Annotated in this window: 20 protein-coding genes; 10 read left to right on the top strand and 10 right to left on the bottom strand. The window is 63.4% G+C overall.

Features of this window, described 5'->3' with window-relative positions; translation table 11 throughout:
- Positions 1 to 8: 8 nt before the first annotated feature.
- The gene (glyS, locus tag ACSQ3L_RS25535; RefSeq protein WP_436162425.1) at positions 9 to 2,630 is read right to left on the bottom strand and encodes a glycine--tRNA ligase subunit beta; all 2,622 of its coding nucleotides are present in this window, start codon (positions 2,628 to 2,630) and stop codon (positions 9 to 11) included.
- A gap of 195 nt (positions 2,631 to 2,825) precedes the next feature.
- On the opposite strand from glyS, the gene ACSQ3L_RS25540 reads away from it, so the two are divergent.
- Positions 2,826 to 3,002 carry a hypothetical protein gene (locus tag ACSQ3L_RS25540; RefSeq protein ID WP_436162426.1) on the top strand — a complete coding sequence of 59 codons (177 nt, stop codon included), beginning with the start codon at positions 2,826 to 2,828 and terminating at the stop codon, positions 3,000 to 3,002.
- A 3-nt stretch (positions 3,003 to 3,005) separates the two neighbouring features.
- Here the strand turns inward: ACSQ3L_RS25540 and ACSQ3L_RS25545 are convergent, their stop codons facing one another.
- Positions 3,006 to 3,926, bottom strand: coding sequence for a glycine--tRNA ligase subunit alpha (locus tag ACSQ3L_RS25545; protein ID WP_056581147.1), 921 nt, complete (start codon positions 3,924 to 3,926; stop codon positions 3,006 to 3,008).
- Between the two features lie 229 nt (positions 3,927 to 4,155).
- Between ACSQ3L_RS25545 and ACSQ3L_RS25550 the strand changes: the two genes are divergently transcribed.
- Positions 4,156 to 4,617, top strand: a complete 462-nt coding sequence (locus ACSQ3L_RS25550) for an N-acetyltransferase family protein (RefSeq protein WP_436162427.1) — start codon at positions 4,156 to 4,158, stop codon at positions 4,615 to 4,617.
- 81 nt (positions 4,618 to 4,698) lie between these two features.
- On the opposite strand, the gene ACSQ3L_RS25555 is transcribed toward ACSQ3L_RS25550, so the two are convergent.
- The 5 genes from ACSQ3L_RS25555 to ACSQ3L_RS25575 all read right to left on the bottom strand — a co-directional run bounded on the left by ACSQ3L_RS25555 (position 4,699) and on the right by ACSQ3L_RS25575 (position 9,290).
- A complete protein-coding gene (locus ACSQ3L_RS25555; protein ID WP_436162428.1) occupies positions 4,699 to 6,474 on the bottom strand; it encodes a tetratricopeptide repeat protein in 1,776 nt (591 codons plus the stop codon).
- 235 nt (positions 6,475 to 6,709) lie between these two features.
- Positions 6,710 to 7,153: a DUF1284 domain-containing protein gene (locus ACSQ3L_RS25560; RefSeq protein WP_436162429.1), complete on the bottom strand. Its 444-nt coding sequence runs from the start codon at positions 7,151 to 7,153 to the stop codon at positions 6,710 to 6,712.
- Positions 7,150 to 7,743, bottom strand: a complete 594-nt coding sequence (locus tag ACSQ3L_RS25565; RefSeq protein WP_436162430.1) for a biotin transporter BioY — start codon at positions 7,741 to 7,743, stop codon at positions 7,150 to 7,152. Before ACSQ3L_RS25565 ends, ACSQ3L_RS25560 begins: the two co-directional genes overlap by 4 nt.
- Before the next feature lie 195 nt (positions 7,744 to 7,938).
- The gene (locus ACSQ3L_RS25570; RefSeq protein ID WP_436162431.1) at positions 7,939 to 8,607 is read right to left on the bottom strand and encodes a GntR family transcriptional regulator; all 669 of its coding nucleotides are present in this window, start codon (positions 8,605 to 8,607) and stop codon (positions 7,939 to 7,941) included.
- Positions 8,608 to 8,684: 77 nt separating this feature from the next.
- A complete protein-coding gene (locus ACSQ3L_RS25575) occupies positions 8,685 to 9,290 on the bottom strand; it encodes a TetR/AcrR family transcriptional regulator (protein WP_436162432.1) in 606 nt (201 codons plus the stop codon).
- Between the two features lie 105 nt (positions 9,291 to 9,395).
- On the opposite strand from ACSQ3L_RS25575, the gene ACSQ3L_RS25580 reads away from it, so the two are divergent.
- Complete coding sequence (locus ACSQ3L_RS25580) at positions 9,396 to 10,829, top strand: MFS transporter (protein WP_436162433.1); 1,434 nt, start codon at positions 9,396 to 9,398, stop codon at positions 10,827 to 10,829.
- A gap of 21 nt (positions 10,830 to 10,850) precedes the next feature.
- Here ACSQ3L_RS25580 and ACSQ3L_RS25585 read toward each other — a convergent pair whose 3' ends face one another.
- A complete protein-coding gene (locus tag ACSQ3L_RS25585; protein ID WP_436162434.1) occupies positions 10,851 to 11,867 on the bottom strand; it encodes a polyprenyl synthetase family protein in 1,017 nt (338 codons plus the stop codon).
- 195 nt (positions 11,868 to 12,062) lie between these two features.
- On the opposite strand from ACSQ3L_RS25585, the gene ACSQ3L_RS25590 reads away from it, so the two are divergent.
- The 6 genes from ACSQ3L_RS25590 to moaB all read left to right on the top strand — a co-directional run bounded on the left by ACSQ3L_RS25590 (position 12,063) and on the right by moaB (position 15,817).
- Complete coding sequence (locus ACSQ3L_RS25590; protein ID WP_023759075.1) at positions 12,063 to 12,287, top strand: putative signal transducing protein; 225 nt, start codon at positions 12,063 to 12,065, stop codon at positions 12,285 to 12,287.
- Complete coding sequence (locus ACSQ3L_RS25595; protein WP_436162435.1) at positions 12,287 to 13,087, top strand: tRNA1(Val) (adenine(37)-N6)-methyltransferase; 801 nt, start codon at positions 12,287 to 12,289, stop codon at positions 13,085 to 13,087. The genes ACSQ3L_RS25590 and ACSQ3L_RS25595 overlap by 1 nt, the downstream gene beginning before the upstream one ends.
- An 80-nt stretch (positions 13,088 to 13,167) precedes the next feature.
- Entirely contained in the window at positions 13,168 to 14,031 is an 864-nt protein-coding gene (locus ACSQ3L_RS25600) for a S49 family peptidase (protein ID WP_436162436.1), read from the top strand.
- Between the two features lie 132 nt (positions 14,032 to 14,163).
- A complete protein-coding gene (locus tag ACSQ3L_RS25605; protein ID WP_292185499.1) occupies positions 14,164 to 14,349 on the top strand; it encodes a hypothetical protein in 186 nt (61 codons plus the stop codon).
- A 26-nt stretch (positions 14,350 to 14,375) separates the two neighbouring features.
- A complete protein-coding gene (locus ACSQ3L_RS25610) occupies positions 14,376 to 15,263 on the top strand; it encodes a 4-(cytidine 5'-diphospho)-2-C-methyl-D-erythritol kinase (protein WP_436162437.1) in 888 nt (295 codons plus the stop codon).
- Positions 15,263 to 15,817: a molybdenum cofactor biosynthesis protein B gene (moaB, locus tag ACSQ3L_RS25615; RefSeq protein ID WP_436162438.1), complete on the top strand. Its 555-nt coding sequence runs from the start codon at positions 15,263 to 15,265 to the stop codon at positions 15,815 to 15,817. The genes ACSQ3L_RS25610 and moaB overlap by 1 nt, the downstream gene beginning before the upstream one ends.
- Positions 15,818 to 15,839: 22 nt before the next feature.
- On the opposite strand, the gene ACSQ3L_RS25620 is transcribed toward moaB, so the two are convergent.
- Complete coding sequence (locus ACSQ3L_RS25620) at positions 15,840 to 16,814, bottom strand: hypothetical protein (protein ID WP_436162439.1); 975 nt, start codon at positions 16,812 to 16,814, stop codon at positions 15,840 to 15,842.
- 146 nt (positions 16,815 to 16,960) lie between these two features.
- Entirely contained in the window at positions 16,961 to 17,485 is a 525-nt protein-coding gene (locus ACSQ3L_RS25625) for a glycosyltransferase family 2 protein (RefSeq protein ID WP_436162440.1), read from the bottom strand.
- Between the two features lie 150 nt (positions 17,486 to 17,635).
- On the opposite strand from ACSQ3L_RS25625, the gene ACSQ3L_RS25630 reads away from it, so the two are divergent.
- Positions 17,636 to 18,790, top strand: a complete 1,155-nt coding sequence (locus ACSQ3L_RS25630; protein ID WP_436163526.1) for a PA0069 family radical SAM protein — start codon at positions 17,636 to 17,638, stop codon at positions 18,788 to 18,790.
- Positions 18,791 to 18,917: the final 127 nt, after the last annotated feature.

Below are 18,917 nucleotides of genomic sequence, written 5' to 3' on the forward strand. Positions count from 1 at the left end.
TCTTCGCCTTAACCGGCTATCTTCGAGAAATCCGCGACCTGATTGGTGGCCGCGCGGATGCGGGCGAGCAGCGCCAGGCGGTTGGCACGCACGGACACGTCCTCATCGTTTACGAGAACATGCTCAAAGAATGAATCAACCGGTTCGCGCAAAACGCTAAGCGCCAGCAGGGCGCCGGAAAAGTCATCGTTTTGAACCGCTTCGCCGGCTTGCTTCTCGGCCTGATTCACCGCCGCAAACAGCGATTTCTCGGTATCCTCGCGAAACAGAGCCGGCACAACGGTTTCGGCGACCGCCGTTTTCTTCTTCTCCTCGGCGGCCAGAATGTTGGCCGCACGCTTGGTGCCGGCAAGCAGGTTCTTGCCGTCCTCGGTGTCGAGGAAGGAGCCCAGCGCCTCGACCCTGCGCACGATCTGCAGCAGGTCGTCGTTGGACGATTGGCCGATCTCCCCCCTTGAGGGGGAGATGCCCGGCAGGGCAGAGGGGGGCGCTTCGCGCTGAGAGGTCGGCGGGACAGCGCCCCCTGCCGACAACACTGCATCGATCAGATCGTGGCGTGCACCCTGGTCGCGCAGATAGACCTTCAGGCGGTCGTGGAAGAAGGCGACGAGATCGGCGATGAATGGCGAAAGCGATGCTTCCAATTCCATCATACGCTGGCCATCGAAGAACTCTCGTTCCTGATCGGCGGAGCCGAAGGTTTGTGAATTTGCGTTTGCTAGCCCGTCCTTCAACAAGTTGGAGATCAAGCCGGCTTCCGACAGCAGCCGGCTTGCCCCTTTGTACTCGCGGATGCGGGAATCGAGCATCGTGACCACACCACGACTCTCGGCCCCCTCGCCAAGTCGTTCATATGCTGCCAGCGCCGAGGCCACCGTCGCTGCAATGGCGACACCCAGGGAAAGCCTGATCCTGTTTTCCAGTATGATCCTCACCACACCCAGCGCCGCTCTGCGCAGCGCATAGGGGTCCTTTGACCCGGTCGGCTTTTCGTCGATGGCCCAGAACCCGGCCAGCGTGTCCAGTTTGTCGGCGAGTGCCACGGTGATCGACCCCGGATCGCTCGGCACATAGTCGGACGGGCCTTGCGGCTTATAGTGCTCCTCGATGGCAGCGGCCACGGAAGGATGCTCGCCTTGGAGCAGCGCATATTTGCGGCCCATGGCGCCCTGCAATTCAGGAAACTCGCCAACCACTTCGGTGGTGAGATCGGCCTTGGCCAGGACAGCAGCGCGACCCGCGAGCGCGGCAATCTCGCCCCTCGAGGGGGAGATGTCGCCGAAGGCGACAAAGGGGGTCGGCACGACGGGACGCAACTCCTTATTGGCGAGAGAGGATGCCGGCGCTTCATGCGAGGCGACCGCCTCTGGCCTGCCGGCCATCTCCCCCTCAAGGGGAGAGATCGACTGCGCCACGATCGGCGCCAGTTCTTCCGCCAATAGTTTGATCCGCTCCACCCGCTCGCCTTGCGTGCCGAGCTTGGCGTGGAAAGTCACGCCGAGATGATCGAGGCGGGCCATGCGCTGGTCGAGCGGTTTCTTGAGATCAAGTCCGAATTTTTCCGCCGATGCCTTGAGCTCACCGAGGTCAGGCAAATCGCCCTGGTCGGTCGTCCAGAAATAAAGCGCGTCGGACAGGCGGGCGCGCACCACCTTGCCGTTGCCATGGGCGATCTCCTTGCCGCCATCCTTGGCCTCGATGTTGGCGGTGAGGATGAAGCGGTTGGAAAGCGCGTCGTCGACGCCCTGCGGCCGCGTCACAAAGCACTTCTGGTTGGCGCGGATGGTCAGTCGGATCACCTCGGCCGGAATGGCCAGGAAAGCCTCTTCGAACTCGCCCATCAGCACGACCGGCCATTCGACCAGCCCCGACACCTCTTCCAGCAACCCGTCGTCCTCGACCAGGTCGAGCCCGTTGGCGAAGGCGAGATTGCGGGCATCGGCAAGGATGATCTCCTTGCGGCGGTCGGCATCGAGCACGACCTTGGCCGCTTCCAGCTTGGAGACATAATCGTCGAAGCGGCGTACCGTAATGGCATCAGGCGCATGGAAGCGGTGGCCGTAGGTGATGTTGCCGGAGCGGATGCCGTCGATCTCGAAATCGACCACCACCGGCTCCTCGGTCTCCGGGCCGAAGGTGCACAGGATCGATTGAAGCGGCCGCACCCAGCGCAACGAACCGGGCTTGGCCGAGGCCGGCCCCCAGCGCATCGATTTCGGCCACGGGAAATTGCGGATGATGCCCGGCACCAGCTCGGCGATGATCTCTTCCGCCGCCCTGCCCGGCTTCGAAATGTGGGCGACATAAAAATCGCCCTTCTTCGGATCGGAATGGACATGCGCCTCGGCAATCGAGGAAAGTCCGGCCTTGCGCAGGAAACCCTGGACCGCCTGTTCGGGCGCCGATGTCGAAGGCCCCTTGATCTCCTCACGGATATCCTTCGAACGAGCGGTCAGGCCCCGGATATCGAGCGTCAGACGCCGCGGCGTCCAGTACTCGCGCGCCGCCTCATAGGTCAGCCCCGCCTCGACCAGGCCGTCAGTCAGCATCTTCCTGAGATCACCCGCCGCCTTGCGCTGCATGCGCGCAGGGATTTCCTCGGAGCGAAGTTCTAGAAGCAGGTCAGGCATCGGGGTCAGCTCATGCGGGAGAGTGGTCCGGGCGGGGCATAGCAACTCGGCTGGCTGCTGTCACCCTTTACACAAATTTTGGCCGTCCTGTCGGGACGAGACGATCCCGCCCGTCCTTGGATCAAAGATTTCCATGAACCGAACGCAGCGCTGGAGCGACCCACGCTCAGGCAGGGAACTATTGGCTCAACGACCATGAAAACGGCATCCAGACTTCTGCAGATCCTCGCACTCGGCGCCTGCTTGACCGCGCAGGCTCACGGTGCCTTCTCGATGCCGGGCGTTCGGCAGGCATTGCGCACGATCGACGGTGCTAGCAGCCAGAGCCTACTGCCGATCAAAGCTTCCTTCGAGATGATGAAGCAGGCCTGAAACTCAGGCCGCCAAGCCACCCGCCTGCGTCTTCAAAAATGCCTCACCGCAAGCCTTGGCCAGATTGCGCACCCGCAGGATGTAGCTTTGCCGTTCGGTGACCGAAATCACACCGCGTGCGTCGAGCAGATTGAAGACATGGCTGGCCTTGATGCACTGATCATAGGCCGGGAAAACCATCCGGTGCATCGGCAGATTGTCGTTCGACGCCGGCGCACCCGCATCCAGCAACGCCTTGCATTCGGCCTCGGCGTCCTCGAAGTGGCGCAAAAGCATGGCCGTGTTGGCGTATTCGAAATTGTGGCGCGAATATTCCTGCTCGGCCTGCAGGAAGACATCGCCATAGGTGACCTTGTCGGCGCCTTCGCGGCCATTGAAGTTGAGGTCGTAGACATTGTCGACGCCCTGCACATACATGGCCAGCCGTTCCAGCCCGTAGGTCAGTTCACCGGCCACCGGCGCGCATTCGATGCCGCAGACCTGCTGGAAATAGGTGAACTGCGACACTTCCATGCCGTCGCACCAGCATTCCCAGCCCAGCCCCCAGGCGCCCAGCGTCGGGCTTTCCCAATCGTCCTCGACGAAGCGGATATCGTGCAGCAACGGATCGACGCCGATCGCCGCCAGCGAGCCGAGATAGAGCTCCTGCAAATTCGGCGGGTTGGGCTTCAGGATCACCTGATACTGGTAATAGTGCTGCAGCCGGTTCGGGTTCTCGCCATAACGCCCGTCCTTGGGGCGACGCGATGGCTGGACATAGGCGGCGTTCCAGCGTTTTGGCCCAAGCGCGCGCAGCGTCGTTGCCGGATGAAAGGTGCCGGCGCCGACTTCCATGTCGTAGGGCTGCAGGATGACGCAGCCATAGGCCGCCCAGTAATTGTGCAAGGTCAGGATCAGCCCCTGGAACGAGCGGCTGGGATGCATATGGGCGGGGATTTCAATCGTCGGGATTTCAATCGTCACGGGGGCCTCGACAGCACAGGCTAGCTTGCCGGCACGTCCTAGAGACCCAGCGGCGAAGCGTCAAGCAAGGCGGGCCGGTGCGCCCCGGTGAACATGTCGTTGAAAGCATTGCGAGGGGCTGGCCCATTGCCGGCCATGGCAGCCTGATGTCTGTTCGATGCATCGTCCTTGTCAAGACAACAGGTCAATCATGCCCAGCCCGATTATCGTTCGCCCCATTGCGCGACAGGACTTCGACCAATGGCTGCCGCTGTGGGACGGCTACAACACATTTTATGGCCGCTCCGGCGAAACGGCCCTGCCGGGCGAAATCACCCAGATGACGTGGTCCCGCTTCTTCGATGCCTACGAGCCGGTCCATGCACTGGTCGCCGAAAGCGAGGGACAGCTTCTGGGCCTCGTGCATTACCTTTTCCACCGCAGCACCACCGCGATCGCACCGAATTGCTATCTGCAGGACCTTTTCACCACGCAGGCCTCGCGTGGGAAAGGCGTCGGCCGGGCGCTGATCGAGGGCGTCTATGAGCGCGCCCAGGCTGCCGGCTCAGGCCGGGTGTACTGGCTGACGCATGAGACCAATCACACGGCGATGAAGCTCTACGACAAAGTCGCCGAGCACTCCGGCTTCGTCGTCTATCGCAAGCTCTTCTGAGGCGGTCAGCCGGATACGTGGTTCAAACGAAAGCGGGACTCCGAAAAGAGCCCCGTTCGCATTGAACTCAAATGGCGAACTTCACCCCTTCGGGGCGGGCACCGGCTCAGGCTTGACCTTCGGGGTTTCCTGCGCCGTGTTGGATTCGATCGGCGGCAGGCCCTTCATCAGCTTCTGCTGCAAGGTGGCAAGCACATCGGGATCCGGCTTCAGGTCGCGGGCCTGGTTCCACTGGAAGGTGGCTTCCAGCTTGCGGCCGACGCGCCAGTAGGCATCGCCGAGGTGGTCGTTGAGAACCGGATCTTCCGGCTTCAGCGACACGGCGCGTTCCATCTCACGCACCGCATCGTCGAACCTACCAAGGCGGAAATAGGCCCAACCCAGCGAATCGACGATGTAACCGTCGCTTGGCCTGAGGTCGACGGCCTTCTGGATCATCGCCAGGCCTTCCTTGAGGTTCATGTTCATGTCGACCCAGGAATAGCCGAGATAGTTCAGCACCTGCGGCTGGTCGGGGAACAGCTCCAGCGCCTTGCGGAAATTCGGCTCGGCCTTGGGCCATTCCTTCAGGCGCTCATAGGCGATGCCGCGCTGGTAGAAGATGTTCCAGTTGGCCGCGGTCGGCGTCTTCAGCGCCTCGACGGCCTTGTCGTAGAGAGTGGCGGCCGACCGGAAATCATCCTTCGAGGAATAGACGCCGCCGAGCGCCAGATAGGCGCGCATGTCATTGGGGTGGGCGTCGACGAAAGCCTTCAGATGAGTGATCGCCTCCTCGTGGCGGTCGAGATCGGCAAGGTTGAGGCCGAGCTGCAGGTCCGAAAGCTCCTTCAGCGGCGAGGTGGCAGGAATCCGCCGATAGAGCGCGATGGCGCCCTCCCCGTCCTTCAATTGCTCGGACACCGCAGCGAGCTGCACAAGGGCTGCGTCGCTGTCAGGCTTGAGGGCGAGCGCATATTGCAGATAAAGACGGACGAACGGCTCGCCGCCGCCACGGTTGAGCGCGGTGGCGAGGTCGAGCAGAATTTCCGACGCACCGTCCGACGGGCCAGCAGCTAAGGGCGCAATCTTGTCGCCCTTGGTAATTCTGTCGCGCAAGGCGACAATTTCCAGCTTGCCGGGCGAAAACGCCTCGGCCTGATCGAGCACCGACAGCGCCTTGGTCTTGTCACCCTTGCGGGCCAGGAACGAGGCATAGGCCTGGGCGTTGCGCATCCAGGTTTCAGGAGCCGCGCCACCGGCGGCGGTGTCCTGCATGGTCGCGGCGTAGATTGCTTCGGCCTTTTCGGGCATGCCGGACGCATCGGCGATCAGGGCGCGATGGAACGACTTGAACAGGCCGAACCAATCCGGCCCCTGCAGCTTGTCGATGGAGGCCATCGCATCGGCGGGCTCGCCGGCGCCTTGCTGCGCCCAGCCGGACATCACACCGGAGATCAGCCGGTCGAGATCGGATTCCAGCGACAGCTTGAGCCAGTACTGCGCCTTGGTGAAGTCCTTCTTGTGGAAGGAATCCACTGCCAGTGCCAGGCGCGAGAAGCGCTCGACGTCAGGCACTTCCTTGAGCTTGTCGGCATAGACCAGGGATTCGTCGAAGCGGCCTTGCGCGACCAGCGACAGCATGAGGCTCTGCTGCAGGCCGGTGTCACTCGGGTCGAAGGCCAGGGCCTGCTTGTAGTAGGCGATGGCGCTGTCGAGATCGTTGTCGCCTTCGGCGATCCGGGCTGCCAGATAGGCGCCCGAGAACGACGTGATCTTGACCGGTTCGCTGGTTTGCTTGGCATAGGCCGGCAGAGCCGAGATCGCCATGCCTGTCACAATTGCCAGCCTTGCCAGCCAGCGTGCACGTCCTTGCCGCATCGTATCCCTTTCAGCCAGGCGCCATCTCCGCGTCAGCGGGATCGGCGTAGACTCGATCTTCCTGACAAAGCATGGCCTTTTTGGGGTCACGCTTCAATCCGCCTCGAATTCACAATCCGGGCACCCGATTAACAAACCATGGCGACAGGCACCAGTTTTCCGTTCCTGAATTTCGGCCATGGCCCTGCGCGGAGACGAATATATCACAGATCGACCGCTGAGGCTCGGACCGATGTCAGCGTTCGCCTGGCGAGGCAGACCGCTGCACCAGCGCGTCGCTATACCCGCCGGCTGCGATCGTGCGGCACAGCTCATTCCACTCACAGCCGTCGCAAGCCTTGCGCACGCCACCAGCTGAAAATGCCTGCCTCATCCGGGCTAGGGTCGCTGCATCGAGATCGAGGCGGGCGCCGATCCGAATTGGCCGTGCCAGCAACTCCCCCACATCCTGCGCGGCGAGCCGGTCCCGCTCGACGACACTCTCGTTGAGACAGTGCGGTTCCGGCTCGTCGAGCAACGGGGCGCAGACATCATCCGGGCCGGAAACGAGGAGGATGTCCTCGCCCCGGCTCAGGCGCCCCGCGATCCCGTCATAATTGGCGGTGAAGGCGGGGCTGTATCCCTTGCCGACATAGGTGAGCAGGCAAAGGAGGTGGTGGGCGCGCAGCCTGATTGTCACGGATTGGCCGATTTCGCCTTGCCGCCGGGAAGGGCCATGAGGGTCGCGGCACCGAGCGCGGACTTGAGCAGACCGCCGACGAGAAAAGGCAGGAACCCAAAGGTGATGGCCTGTTCGGCGCCGATCATGGCGGCGAGCCACATAGTGCCGAGAATCAGGCAGGTAAGATTGCCGAGCAGCATGGCGGCGAAGGCAAGCATCACCCGTTTGCCGTTCCAGCCGCGTTCGGCCAGCCAGCCGACGAGGGCGCCGACAAGCGGAAAGGCGAAGAGATAGCCGCCCGTCGGCCCGACGAAATACGACGCACCCGCTGCCCCTCCGGACAGGACCGGAAAGCCGATGGCCCCTTCGACCAGCCAGGCGGCAATGGTGATAGCGCCAAGCCGCCAGCCATAGAGCGCGCCGATCAATGTCACGGCGAAGGTCTGCATGGTCACCGGAACCGGCACCATCGGCACCTCGATATAGGACGACAGCGCCAGGAACAGGGTGCCGAGCACGACGGCTCCAACTTGCCAGGCAAGGGAACGATCCTGAAGCCGGAGCGGGCTGAACGACGGCTTGCTGGATGAGAATGCGACGTCTGTCATTGGGATTCCTTCGATCGATTGCAAATTATAGATAATTTCTGTTTTCGATCTATTATCGAATCCACACTTCCCTGGAGATTGCAAGCCTTGGCTTTAACGGAGGCCGACCTGCACCTTTGTTTTCCGCAATTCCCAAGGGAAAGCGCTTTGCGCCCTTTCCCGGGAAAACCGGTTCAGACTTTTGCTGGAATTGCTCTAACCGACGATGGCGAATGCTTCGCGCGTCGTCCCGGAGGCCGTCCTGACCGGCTTGCGGCCAATCCATTGGACGTGCCGCCCAAGCGTCACGGCGGCCGATTCGGTGTTTCCCTGCCGCAAGGCGGTGAGTATCGCGCGGTGATCCTGATCGGTGCGTGTCTCCCACTCCGAGCGCCATGCCGCGAACAGGAAACGGGCACTTGCCGCATGCAGATCGTCGATGGTGGCGAGCAGGCGCGGCATGCCGCATGGCGCCAGGATCAAGCGGTGGAAGGCGCGATTGGCCTCCTCCCACGACCTGACATCGCGGGACTTGTCGCCGGCCTTGGTCGCCTCCTCGGCGAGATCGAGAATGGCCGATGTCAGGTGCGGCGCGGCATGGCGCAGCGCCAGCACTTCGAGCGCCGCCCGCATTTCGGCGACTTCCTTGACCTCTCCCAGATCGAAAGACGCCACACGCACGCCCCGGCGTGGCTCACCGATGGCCAGGCCTTGCGCCTCGAGACGGCGGAAGGCCTCGCGCACGGGAACATGGCTGGTTTGGAATTCCGCGGCTATGTGATCCTGCCGAAGCCTGGCCCCCGGCTCGATCGCGCCGGAGATGATGCGGTCCGCCAGCACCTTGCTGATGCGCACCGCGATGGTGTCGTCTGTGCCCTTTGCCATGTTTTATAGATAATTTGCGGCGGGGCGACTTGTCGAGCCAATCGCACTCGAAATCGCGAATGCTCCCCCGGAGAGACTCAAGGCTGCGGGGCAAGCCTGGCGTCCAGCGCCTGCATCGCCACGGTGATGAGATCATGCAGGCGTTTTTTCGGCACCCCATCGCGCGCCTGCACGGATAGACCGTGCATGAGCGTGGCATAGTAGTCGCCCAGCGCCTCGGCATCCGTATCCGGCTTCAATTCCCCATCACGAACAGCTTCGTTCAGTCGCTCGACAATCGACACCGTGCGTGCTCGGCGGTGCTCCGCCAGCCACTCCAGCACGCGGTCATTCTCGGCGGCGCAGTTGGTGGCGGCCGACACCACCATACAGCCCTGCGGCCGCCCTGGCTGCGTATAGGTTTCGACGGCCTCGCGCAGCATCCGCTCGACGACCCGCCGGGCAGTCGGCTCTTCAGCCAAGGCACGAGTGGCGAAACCGCCTTCGTTGGCCTCATAGAGCCCGACCGCTTCCCGAAACAAATCCTCTTTCGAACCAAAGGCCGCATAGATGCGCGCCGAGGCGATGCCCAGCGCCGAAACCAGATCGGCCATCGAGGTGCCTTCGTACCCGCGCGTCCAGAAGGCGTCCTGCGCCTTCTCCAGCGCCTGATCGCGATCGAACTCCCTTGGCCGGCCCGCCATTGCAAAACTCCATTTTTTATCGATCGACAAATAATCTGCTTGACTCCGGAATGCAAATTCTAATTCTTTGTCAATCGATAAAGAATCTAAAAAACGGAGACTGATATGAGTTCACTGGATCAAGGCGCGCCGCTCGATGTCGCGGCCGCAAGAGGGATCGGTACCAAGCGCGGCGCCACGTTGGCATTGCTGGCCTTCGCTCAGCTCATCATTTCGCTCGACCTCAACATCGTCTTCGTGGCGCTGCCGGAGATCGGCTCCGGCCTCGGCTTTTCCGGCCAGACGCTGCAATGGGTGGTAAGCGCCTACACCGTGTTTACCGGCGGCTTCCTGCTGTTTGGAGGCCGAGCCGCCGACCTCATCGGTCAGCGCCGCATCTTCATCTTCGCGCTCTGGCTCTATGCACTGGCATCCCTGCTCGGCGGTCTCGCCTGGTCACCCGAGGTCATCATCGCAGCGCGTGCCGTGCAAGGCATCGGTGCTGCCTTCCTGTTTCCGGCGACATTGTCGTTGATAAACCGCCTTTTCGCCGAGGGACCGGAGCGCAACCGGGCGCTAGCGGTCTGGGGAGGCGCCGGGGCGAGCGGCCTGACGCTCGGCTCCTTGGCGGGAGGGTTCCTCACCAGCGCCTTCGGCTGGCCGGCCGTGTTCTATGTCAACGTGGCACTGGCCGGGATCGCCATCGCCGCTGCGTTTGCCATGATCCCGCGCGATCCCAAGCGACATGAGCATCGCAACTTCGATCTGCCCGGCGCGCTGACCGTCACCGCAGGCGCCACATTGCTGGTCTTCACGCTGGTCCAGGGGCCGGAATATGGCTGGAGTTCGCCAGCGATCATTGCTAGCGCCATGCTGGCGGCGATCTTCATCATCGCCTTCGCGCTGATCGAGGCAAGAAGCACCTACCCGCTGATGCCGTTGCGCCTGTTCCAAAACCGCAGCCTCGTCGCCGGCATGACCATCACCTTCCTGTATATGGGAACGTTCGGAGCCCTGCCCTATTTCCTCACCGTCCTGTTGCAGACCGTGCATGGCTTCACCGCGCTGGAGACCGGCCTGGCCTTCCTGGTACCGTCGATCGCCATTGCCGCCGGCACGCAGCTCGGAGAACGCCTGGCGACGCGCTTTTCGACCCGCTCGACCCTGGTCGGGGGCATGGTCATCGGGGCAGCCGGCACAGTGCTGATGGTCCTTGGAGCATCAGCCGACAGCTTCTATCTGGCTCTCGTTCCCGGCCTGATCATCTCCGGTGTCGGACAGGGCATCGTCTGGACCGCTATGTGGATCGCCGCGGCTTCGGGTGTCGCGCATGACGAGCAAGGCGTTGCCTCGGGGATGGCCTGCACGACACTCAACATCGGCAACGCGATCGGCATGGCGACATTGATCGCGATCGCCAACAGCCATGTCGGCGGGCTGACAGGCGAAGCGCTGAAGGCCGCGATAGCCGACGGCATACAGATCGCCTTCTGGCTGGCGGCGGCGGGCATCGTTGTCAGCCTGCTTGCCGCGTTCGCTTTGCCGGAAAAGGCGAAGTAGCCGGCAACCGGGTGACGCCTCTCAGTTCACCCGGCTGATGCAGAAATCGATGACGTCGACCAGAGCCGATTTCTGCGGCGTCGCTTCCAGCGGCGCCAGCGCGTCGCGGGCGATCTCGCCAAAATGGCGGGCTCGTCCGATCGTGTCGGCGATGGCGCCGTGGCGGGTCATCAAGCCGATCGCCTTTTCCAGGCCGGCATCGTCGGTGACATTGTCCTCGATGGCACGCTTCCAGAAAGTGCGCTCGGCCTTGGTGCCGCGCCGATAGGCGAGGATGACCGGCAAGGTCACCTTGCCCTCGCGGAAATCGTCGCCGACATTCTTGCCGAGATCCTTGCTGGTGCCGCCATAGTCCAGCGCGTCGTCGATCAGCTGGAAGGCAAGGCCGAGATTCATGCCGTAGGAGCGCAGCGCGGCACGATCATTGCGCGTCGCCTGGGCGATGACCGGGCCAACCTCGGCAGCCGCCGAAAAAAGTGCAGCGGTCTTGGCCTTAATGACGGCGAAATGCTCGTCCTCGGTTGTTTCGAGGTTCTTGGCGGCGGCAAGCTGCATGACCTCGCCCTCGGCGATGATCGAGGCCGCACTCGACAGGATGTCGAGCGCTTCGAGCGAGCCGACGTCGACCATCATGCGGAAGGCCTGGCCGAGCAGGAAGTCGCCGACCAGCACGCTCGCCTGGTTGCCCCAGATCATGCGGGCGGTCTTCTTGCCGCGGCGCATGCCGCTCTCATCGACGACGTCGTCGTGCAGCAGCGTCGCCGTGTGCATGAATTCGACCGAAGTGGCGAGCTTGACGTGGCCCTCGCCGGCATAGCCGAACATCTGCGCCGCAGCGAGCGTCAGCATCGGCCGCAGCCGTTTGCCGCCGGACGAGATCAGATGATTGGCGATTTCGGGGATCATCTCGACGTCGGAGCCGGCCTTGGACAGGATCAATTCATTAACGCGCCCCATATCGGCCGCGGTCAGATCGATCATATCCTTGATGGAGGCGGGCTCCCGCTTCCCGTTTTCGATGTTGAGAACGACACCCACGACAATCACTCCCGTCTTGGTATAGAGCGTGCGACGGCACCCTTAGTCCCTTCGTGGACTCTAGGGCGGCGGACACGGCCACGGCAAGTGGCGAATTGGCGCGGCGGCGGCGACAGAATGTCAACCGGCGTCCAAACGGAGCTCGGAATCCGCCTGCCCGTTTACATCAGCGCTGCAAACTGAGAGTTTCGCCCGATGATAGAGCTCATTCGCACCAACGACGCCGTCATCATCTCCTTTGTCGAATCGCTGATGCGCGATGCCGGCATCGGCTGCTTCGTCGCCGACCAGAACATGAGCGTGCTCGACGGCTCGCTCGGCATCCTGCCGCGGCGCGTCATGGTCGACGCCGACAAAGCCGACGCGGCGCGGCGCATCCTGACCGATGCCGGCATCGCCAACGAGATCCGTGGAAAATAATGTCCGCCGCACCAGCCCTCCTTGTCCCGGACACACCGGCCCATACGGTCGACGCTTTCCATCGCGGCCGGTTCTGGCTTGTGCAGCCCAAGCAAGGCGGTCATCGCGCCGGCATGGATGCGATGACGTTAGCGGCGTCCGTGCCATCCTCCTTTGGCGGGCGTCTCGCCGATTTCGGCTCCGGTGCCGGGGCCGCCGGCCTGGCGGTGCTGTCGCGCTGCCAAGCCGCCGAGGCGGTGCTTGTCGAACGCGCGCCGGAAATGGCGGCTTTCGCCGCGGCCACCCTTGCCCATCCCGGCAATGCGCATCTCAGCGATCGCGCATCCGTGCTGGTCGCCGATGTCACCGTGTCGGGCAGGGCGCGGGCGGCCGTCGGCCTCGCCGACAACGACTTCGACTTCGTCATCATGAACCCGCCCTTCAACGCCGCACGTGACCGCGCCACACCCGATCGCCTGCGAAAGGAGGCGCATGTCATGGAGGACGGGCTGTTCGAGCGCTGGATCCGCAGTGCGGCGGCTGTGGTCAGGCCGCACGGCGGGCTGGCCGTGATCGCGCGGCCCGAACAGCTCGGCGCCATTCTGGATGCGATCACCGGCCGGTTCGGCGATGCCGAGATGCTTGCGGTCCACCCTCGCCCCGACGCGGCGGCGATCCGCATTGTCGTGCGAGCAGCGCTCGGCGCGCGGGGAAAGCTTGCCATACGCCCGCCCCTGATGCTGCATGCGCAATCGGGCAACGGCCCCGATGAGCGCAGCGAAATGATCACCAACGGCCTCGCCTCGCTGTTCGGAGATTGAGCTATTCTTGGCCCCTCACATTGCCGTTGGCCGGGAAATCCCTACATGCCTGCGACCCATCGACCGGAGACTTCGCCATCGTGAAACGCCTTATCAACCGCCTGCTGCCGAAATCCTGGCGCTCCACCGTCGTCACCATTCCGGTCATCCGGCTGCATGGCACGATCATGGCCGGCGGCGGCCCGTTCCGGCCAAGCCTGTCGCTAGCCTCCACCGCCGGCCTCATCGAGAAGGCGTTTTCCTACGATGCGCCGGCAGTCGCCATTTCGATCAATTCGCCCGGCGGCTCGCCGGTGCAGTCGCGGCTGATCTTCAAGCGTATCCGTGACCTGGCGAGCGAAAAGAACAAAAAGGTGCTGGTCTTCGTCGAGGACGTCGCGGCATCGGGTGGCTACATGATCGCGGTCGCCGGCGACGAGATCTTCGCCGATCCGTCCTCCATCGTCGGTTCGATCGGCGTGGTGTCGGCCTCGTTTGGCTTCCCGGAACTGATGAAGAAGATCGGCGTCGAGCGCCGTGTCCACACCGCCGGCCAGAACAAGGCGGTACTCGATCCATTCAAGCCGGAGAAGAAGGAAGACGTCGAACGGCTGAAGGCGCTGCAGCTCGAGGTGCACGGCACGTTCATCGATCTCGTCAAGGAGCGGCGCGGCACGAAACTGAAAGACGATCCGGACTTGTTCACCGGCCTGTTCTGGACCGGCATCAAGGGCCTCGAACTCGGACTGGTCGATGCGCTCGGCGACATGCGCACGGTGCTGAAGACCCGTTTTGGGGCGAAAACCCAGCTCAGGCTGATCACAGCGCCGCGCGGTTTCCTCGGCCGCTTTGGCCTGTTTGGCTCGAGCAAGGGTTTCTCGGTGCCCGATATCGCAGCCGCTGCGGCCAGCGGCGTGATCGATGCGGCGGAAGAGCGCGCATTGTGGTCCCGGTTCGGGCTTTGAAAACCCGGCAAAACCGTCTAGCATGACAGTTTGAAGTCTCATGCATGTCGTATCCGGATCTACTTTTGGGCGACATGCGTCAACCGGCCCTACCGGCCGCCTTCGCCGGCCCAGCGTGGGAGGAGTTTTGGCATGCCGCAGATCATTTTCTTCACCGTCGTTGGCGTCGCCGCCTATTTCGGCTACCGCACCTTCATCCGCGAAGCCGAGCGCGTGACCGCCAAGGTGCGGCGCACCGAAAAGCAGGCGGCCAACGGCACGATGGGCACGCTGGTCAAGGATCCGAAGACCGGCGAGTACCGGCTGGCCAAGGACTGAGCATCATTTCGCTTACATCAAACGCAGTGGACACCGCTTTCGGTGTGCGCACTTGGCCTGCGTACGCCAAGATCAATCTTGCGCTGCATGTCACCGGCAGGCGCCCTGACGGGTATCATCTGATCGAAAGCCTGGCGGTGTTCACGCGTTTTGGCGACAGGGTCGAAATCGCGCTCGCCGACAACGATGAGTTTACCGTGTCCGGCCGCTACGCACCGGCCGTTCCTGTCGACGCCAGCAATCTCGTGCTTAGGGCGCGCGATGCTTTGCGACAGGCGGTCGGGCACCAGAGAACACCGCCGGTTGCGATCCGGCTCGAAAAGAACCTGCCGGTTGCCTCCGGCGTCGGCGGCGGTTCGAGCGACGCGGCGACCGTGCTGCGCGGACTGATGGAGACATGGACCCTGGACATCGATGGCACCGAACTGGCGCGGATCGGCCTCTCGCTTGGCGCCGATGTGCCGATGTGCCTGGCAGCCAGGCCGCTGGTCGCGCGCGGCATCGGCGACGAACTGTCGGTGGTGCCGGATTTTTCGGCGCTGGGGCTGGTGCTGGTCAATCCAGGCACGCCGGTCTCGACGGCGGAGGTCTTCGCAGCGCTTGCCCACCGCGACAACGCAGCATTGCCGCCGCTGCCGCGCAGCATCGATTTTCATAGCCTGCGCAACTGGCTGGAGATCACCCGCAACGATCTCGAGCCGGCAGCGCTGGCGATGCAGCCTGCGATTGGCAGGGCGCTTTCCTGGCTGAACAAGGCTGGATCGGGTTTTTCACGGATGTCCGGGTCGGGCGCGACATGCTTCGGCCTGTTCGAAACAGGCAATGTCGCCAAGCGCGCGGCCGCCGAAATCCGCGGCCGCCAGCCCGACTGGTTCGTCGCGGCGACGCGCAGCATCGCATCGGAGGGATGCTGATGGCCAGAATTGACGAGAGCCGTCCCTTCATTCCCGTGCGCATCGCGGTGCTGACGGTTTCGGACACACGCAGCCTCGCCGACGACAAATCCGGCCAGACGCTGGCCGACCGCATCACCGAGGCCGGCCACATCCTGGCGGCCCGCGATATCGTCACCGACGACCGCGAAAAAATCCGCGACACGGTTCTGGCGTGGTCACGGGACAAAAATGTCGATGTCGTCATCACCACCGGCGGCACCGGCTTCACCGGCCGTGACGTGACGCCGGAAGCGCTGGAGCCGATCTTCGAAAAGCGCATGGATGGTTTTTCGGAAGTGTTCCACCGCATCTCCTACGACAAGATCGGCACCTCGACGATCCAGAGCCGGGCGACCGGCGGAGTCGTCAACGCCACCTTCGTCTTCGTGCTGCCAGGTTCACCCGGCGCCTGCAAGGACGCGTGGGACGGCATCCTGAAGGCGCAGTTCGACTACCGGCACATGCCGTGCAACTTCGTCGAGATCATGCCGCGCCTGGACGAGCATCTGCGGCGCGGCAAATCGGCTCCGTAGAAGCCGAGGCAAAGCGTCCCTTTCAGCGGATGACCGGCTCGCCATGAAACCGACGGCGCGACGGCGGCGATACGCCGAAGCCGACTTCCATCATCAGCCGCGGCGTGCGTGCCGGCACGGTGCCCATATGGAAGCCAAAGGGGTCCTCGACGAAGCCGAGACCGGCCTCGCCGGTCAGCGTCACCGGGCTCTGCTCGCCATAGACATCCAGAACCTGTTGCGCGGGATGGCCGACCAGAAGGGTAAGCTGATGCTTGAGGCTGCGGCGCTTGTGACTGCCCCTGACGTAGACATGCGGGCCGGTGTCGGCATCGACCGGCTTGAGGTAGAAGAAGAATTTCAGCATGCGCCAGTCGTCGAGGTCGAAATGATACTTGCCGAGCGAGGCGAGGTTCTTGTCGGCATCCGAAGCGGCACCCGTGGGAAAACTCCACCAGACGCGCGTCGTGATCAGTTTTGCCTGGCCGCCGAGATAGTGCGCGGCAATATCCAGAAGCAGCGGATCGCGCTGGATGGCGAGTGCGGCCGGGCAGTCGAGGATGCGCTCGAAAAAATGCCCACTGAGCAGCGAGCGGCCAAGGCGCTTCTCGGCCTCGGCATGTTCCCCCGGCATGAATTCGAGACGGCGGTCGAAATTGCCGAAGCAAGGCGTGCGCCCGGCGAAGTCAGCGATCTCTTCATGGATCGCCGGCGGCAAAACCAGGCCTGAAAACAGCCCGTCGGAGCGCAGCGCTTCGACCACCGCTTGCCGTTCGACGCCGGTAAACATCGTATCCCCCGCGTTGGCGGCTGGGCGGGCGCGTTTTGCGCCCAGCCAATGCATGCGGCGTCCAGGCATGGTGCGCGCCAGCACGAACATCGGCAGCCAGGCAGGGTTTTCACGCAGGTCCGTCAGATAGGTTGGAATGCGCACGGCGATGCGCCGCAGCAGGCTGCCGTTGCGCGCTATGGACTCGAGACTGGCCGTGCCGGATGTGTCGGGGGTTGAAAGCTTCATTGGGTCCTCGGATATGAGAGCGTCACCGATGCCGCATCGGTGCTCGCCGCTCGGCATGACCCAAACCCAATTCACCCGCGTAAACCGGAAGCTAAACCCGCGTCAGATTTTGTGCAATGCACAATGGACAGAGCAGTTGCAAAAAATCACTTAGGGGAGCGGCGTTCCTGCCTGGCCGGCGCCATCCAGATCTCGGCGTCGAGCCGCTTTGTTGCGAGGCCGCGGGCGATGGCCTCGGCACTGCCGGCACTCTTGGCCGAGGCAGCTGCCTGGCGCTTGCTGATCAGCAATCCGTCGGCCAAGGCGCGGTTTCCTGAAAAAACGCGGGCCAGGAACGGCATACGGCTGCCACGCGCCCGCGAAAACCGCGCCGCCATGGTTTGCTTGGCAGTGTGCGCAACAACCTCATCGATCCAGCCCTCCATCAGCCGCGCGCCTGGTTCCAGGAGCAGTAGCCAGTCACCCTTGGTCTGGCGGATGCCGGCAGCGACACCGCCCGTCACATACTGACAGCCGGCATGCTCGGCCACACGATGCGTCTGGTCGGTGGAGCCCGTGTCGCAGACGATGACTTCACGCACCACGCCCTCAACCGCGCCGCCAATCAGCGAGGCTAGCGTGCGGGCAAGGCCCTCCTCGTCATTGCGGGTTTCGATGAGAACGCTGAGCATCCTCAGCCGAATAGCGGAAAGCGTTGGGGAGCGCCAGTTTTTGCAGCGCACCATAGAAAGTTCTTGCTTTGTTCTCATCAGCAAGGTAGGAATATTTTCATGAACAGAGCGATTCGACACAACATGGACAGTCCCTGGGAGCGGGCGAAGATGGAACAGATCGTGCGCGCCGATATTGCGGCTTTCGGAGCAGGAAGGGCCGAGATGGCCAATGCGATGATCGAACAGAGCGGCGTGCGTGTCCGCCCGGACCGCAACCGCGGCAGGTCGGCGGGCATCAACCCGTCCGGCCGGTTCGAGCCGGTCAGCCGGCACGTGTTCGACGATGGCTGGAATTCGCTGGAGGAACTGCCGCCCTTCAAGACCGAAGTACAGGTCGAGAAGCCGCGCACCATCATCACCCGCAACGAATCGCCCGACATCTCTTTCGACCGGTCGATCAACCCCTATCGCGGCTGCGAGCATGGCTGTGTCTATTGCTTTGCCCGGCCGACGCACTCGTTCATGGGCCTGTCGCCGGGTCTGGATTTCGAATCCAAGCTGTTTGCCAAGCCGGATGCGGCGCGCTTGCTCGACAAGGAGCTTTCGAAGGACAGCTACCAGCCGCGAACCATCGCTATCGGCACCAACACCGACCCCTACCAGCCGATCGAGAAGCAATACCGGATCATGCGCGAAATCCTCGAAGTGCTGGAAGCGCGCGGCCATCCGGTCGGCATCGTGACAAAGTCCGCCTTGGTGACGCGCGATATCGATATCCTGTCGCGCATGGCCGAGCGCGGGCTCGCCAAGGTGGCGCTGTCGGTGACGACGCTCGACCGTATGCTGGCGCGCACCATGGAGCCGCGCGCGTCGACGCCGACCAAGCGGCTGGAGGCGATCCGGCAGCTTTCGGATGCCGGCATTCCGGCCTCGGTCATGGTGGCGCCGATCATCCCCGGCCTGACCGATCAGGAGATGGAACGCATCCTCGATTCGGCACGCGCCGCAGGGGCGCGCGAGGCGGGTTATGTCGTGCTGCGCCTGCCGCTGGAGGTCAGCCCGATCTTCAAGGACTGGCTGCTGCGCCATTATCCCGACCGCTACCGCCATGTGATGTCGTTGATCCGCTCGATGCGCGACGGCAAGGACTACGATTCGGAATGGGGCAAGCGCATGAAGGGTGCGGGACCCTATGCCTGGCAGATCGGCCGGCGCTTCGAGATCACCGCCAAGCGGATCGGCCTTAATGCCGAACGACGCACGCTGCGGACCGACCAGTTCGTTGCCGCCGGGAAAGATCAGATGCAGTTGACGCTGCTTTGAAGAGACAATTCGTCGCGATGGTTTGATCCGTCGCGCACCAAGAATCCCGTCCGGCCTGCCCCGGCCTGCAGACGGTGCCCTCCCGGTCCGGCGCCCCACCCGACCCGGAGGGACTTGCGGAGAATCG

Origin of the sequence: Mesorhizobium sp. LjRoot246, from assembly GCF_964254115.1 — a bacterium.
Classification (GTDB): domain Bacteria; phylum Pseudomonadota; class Alphaproteobacteria; order Rhizobiales; family Rhizobiaceae; genus Mesorhizobium.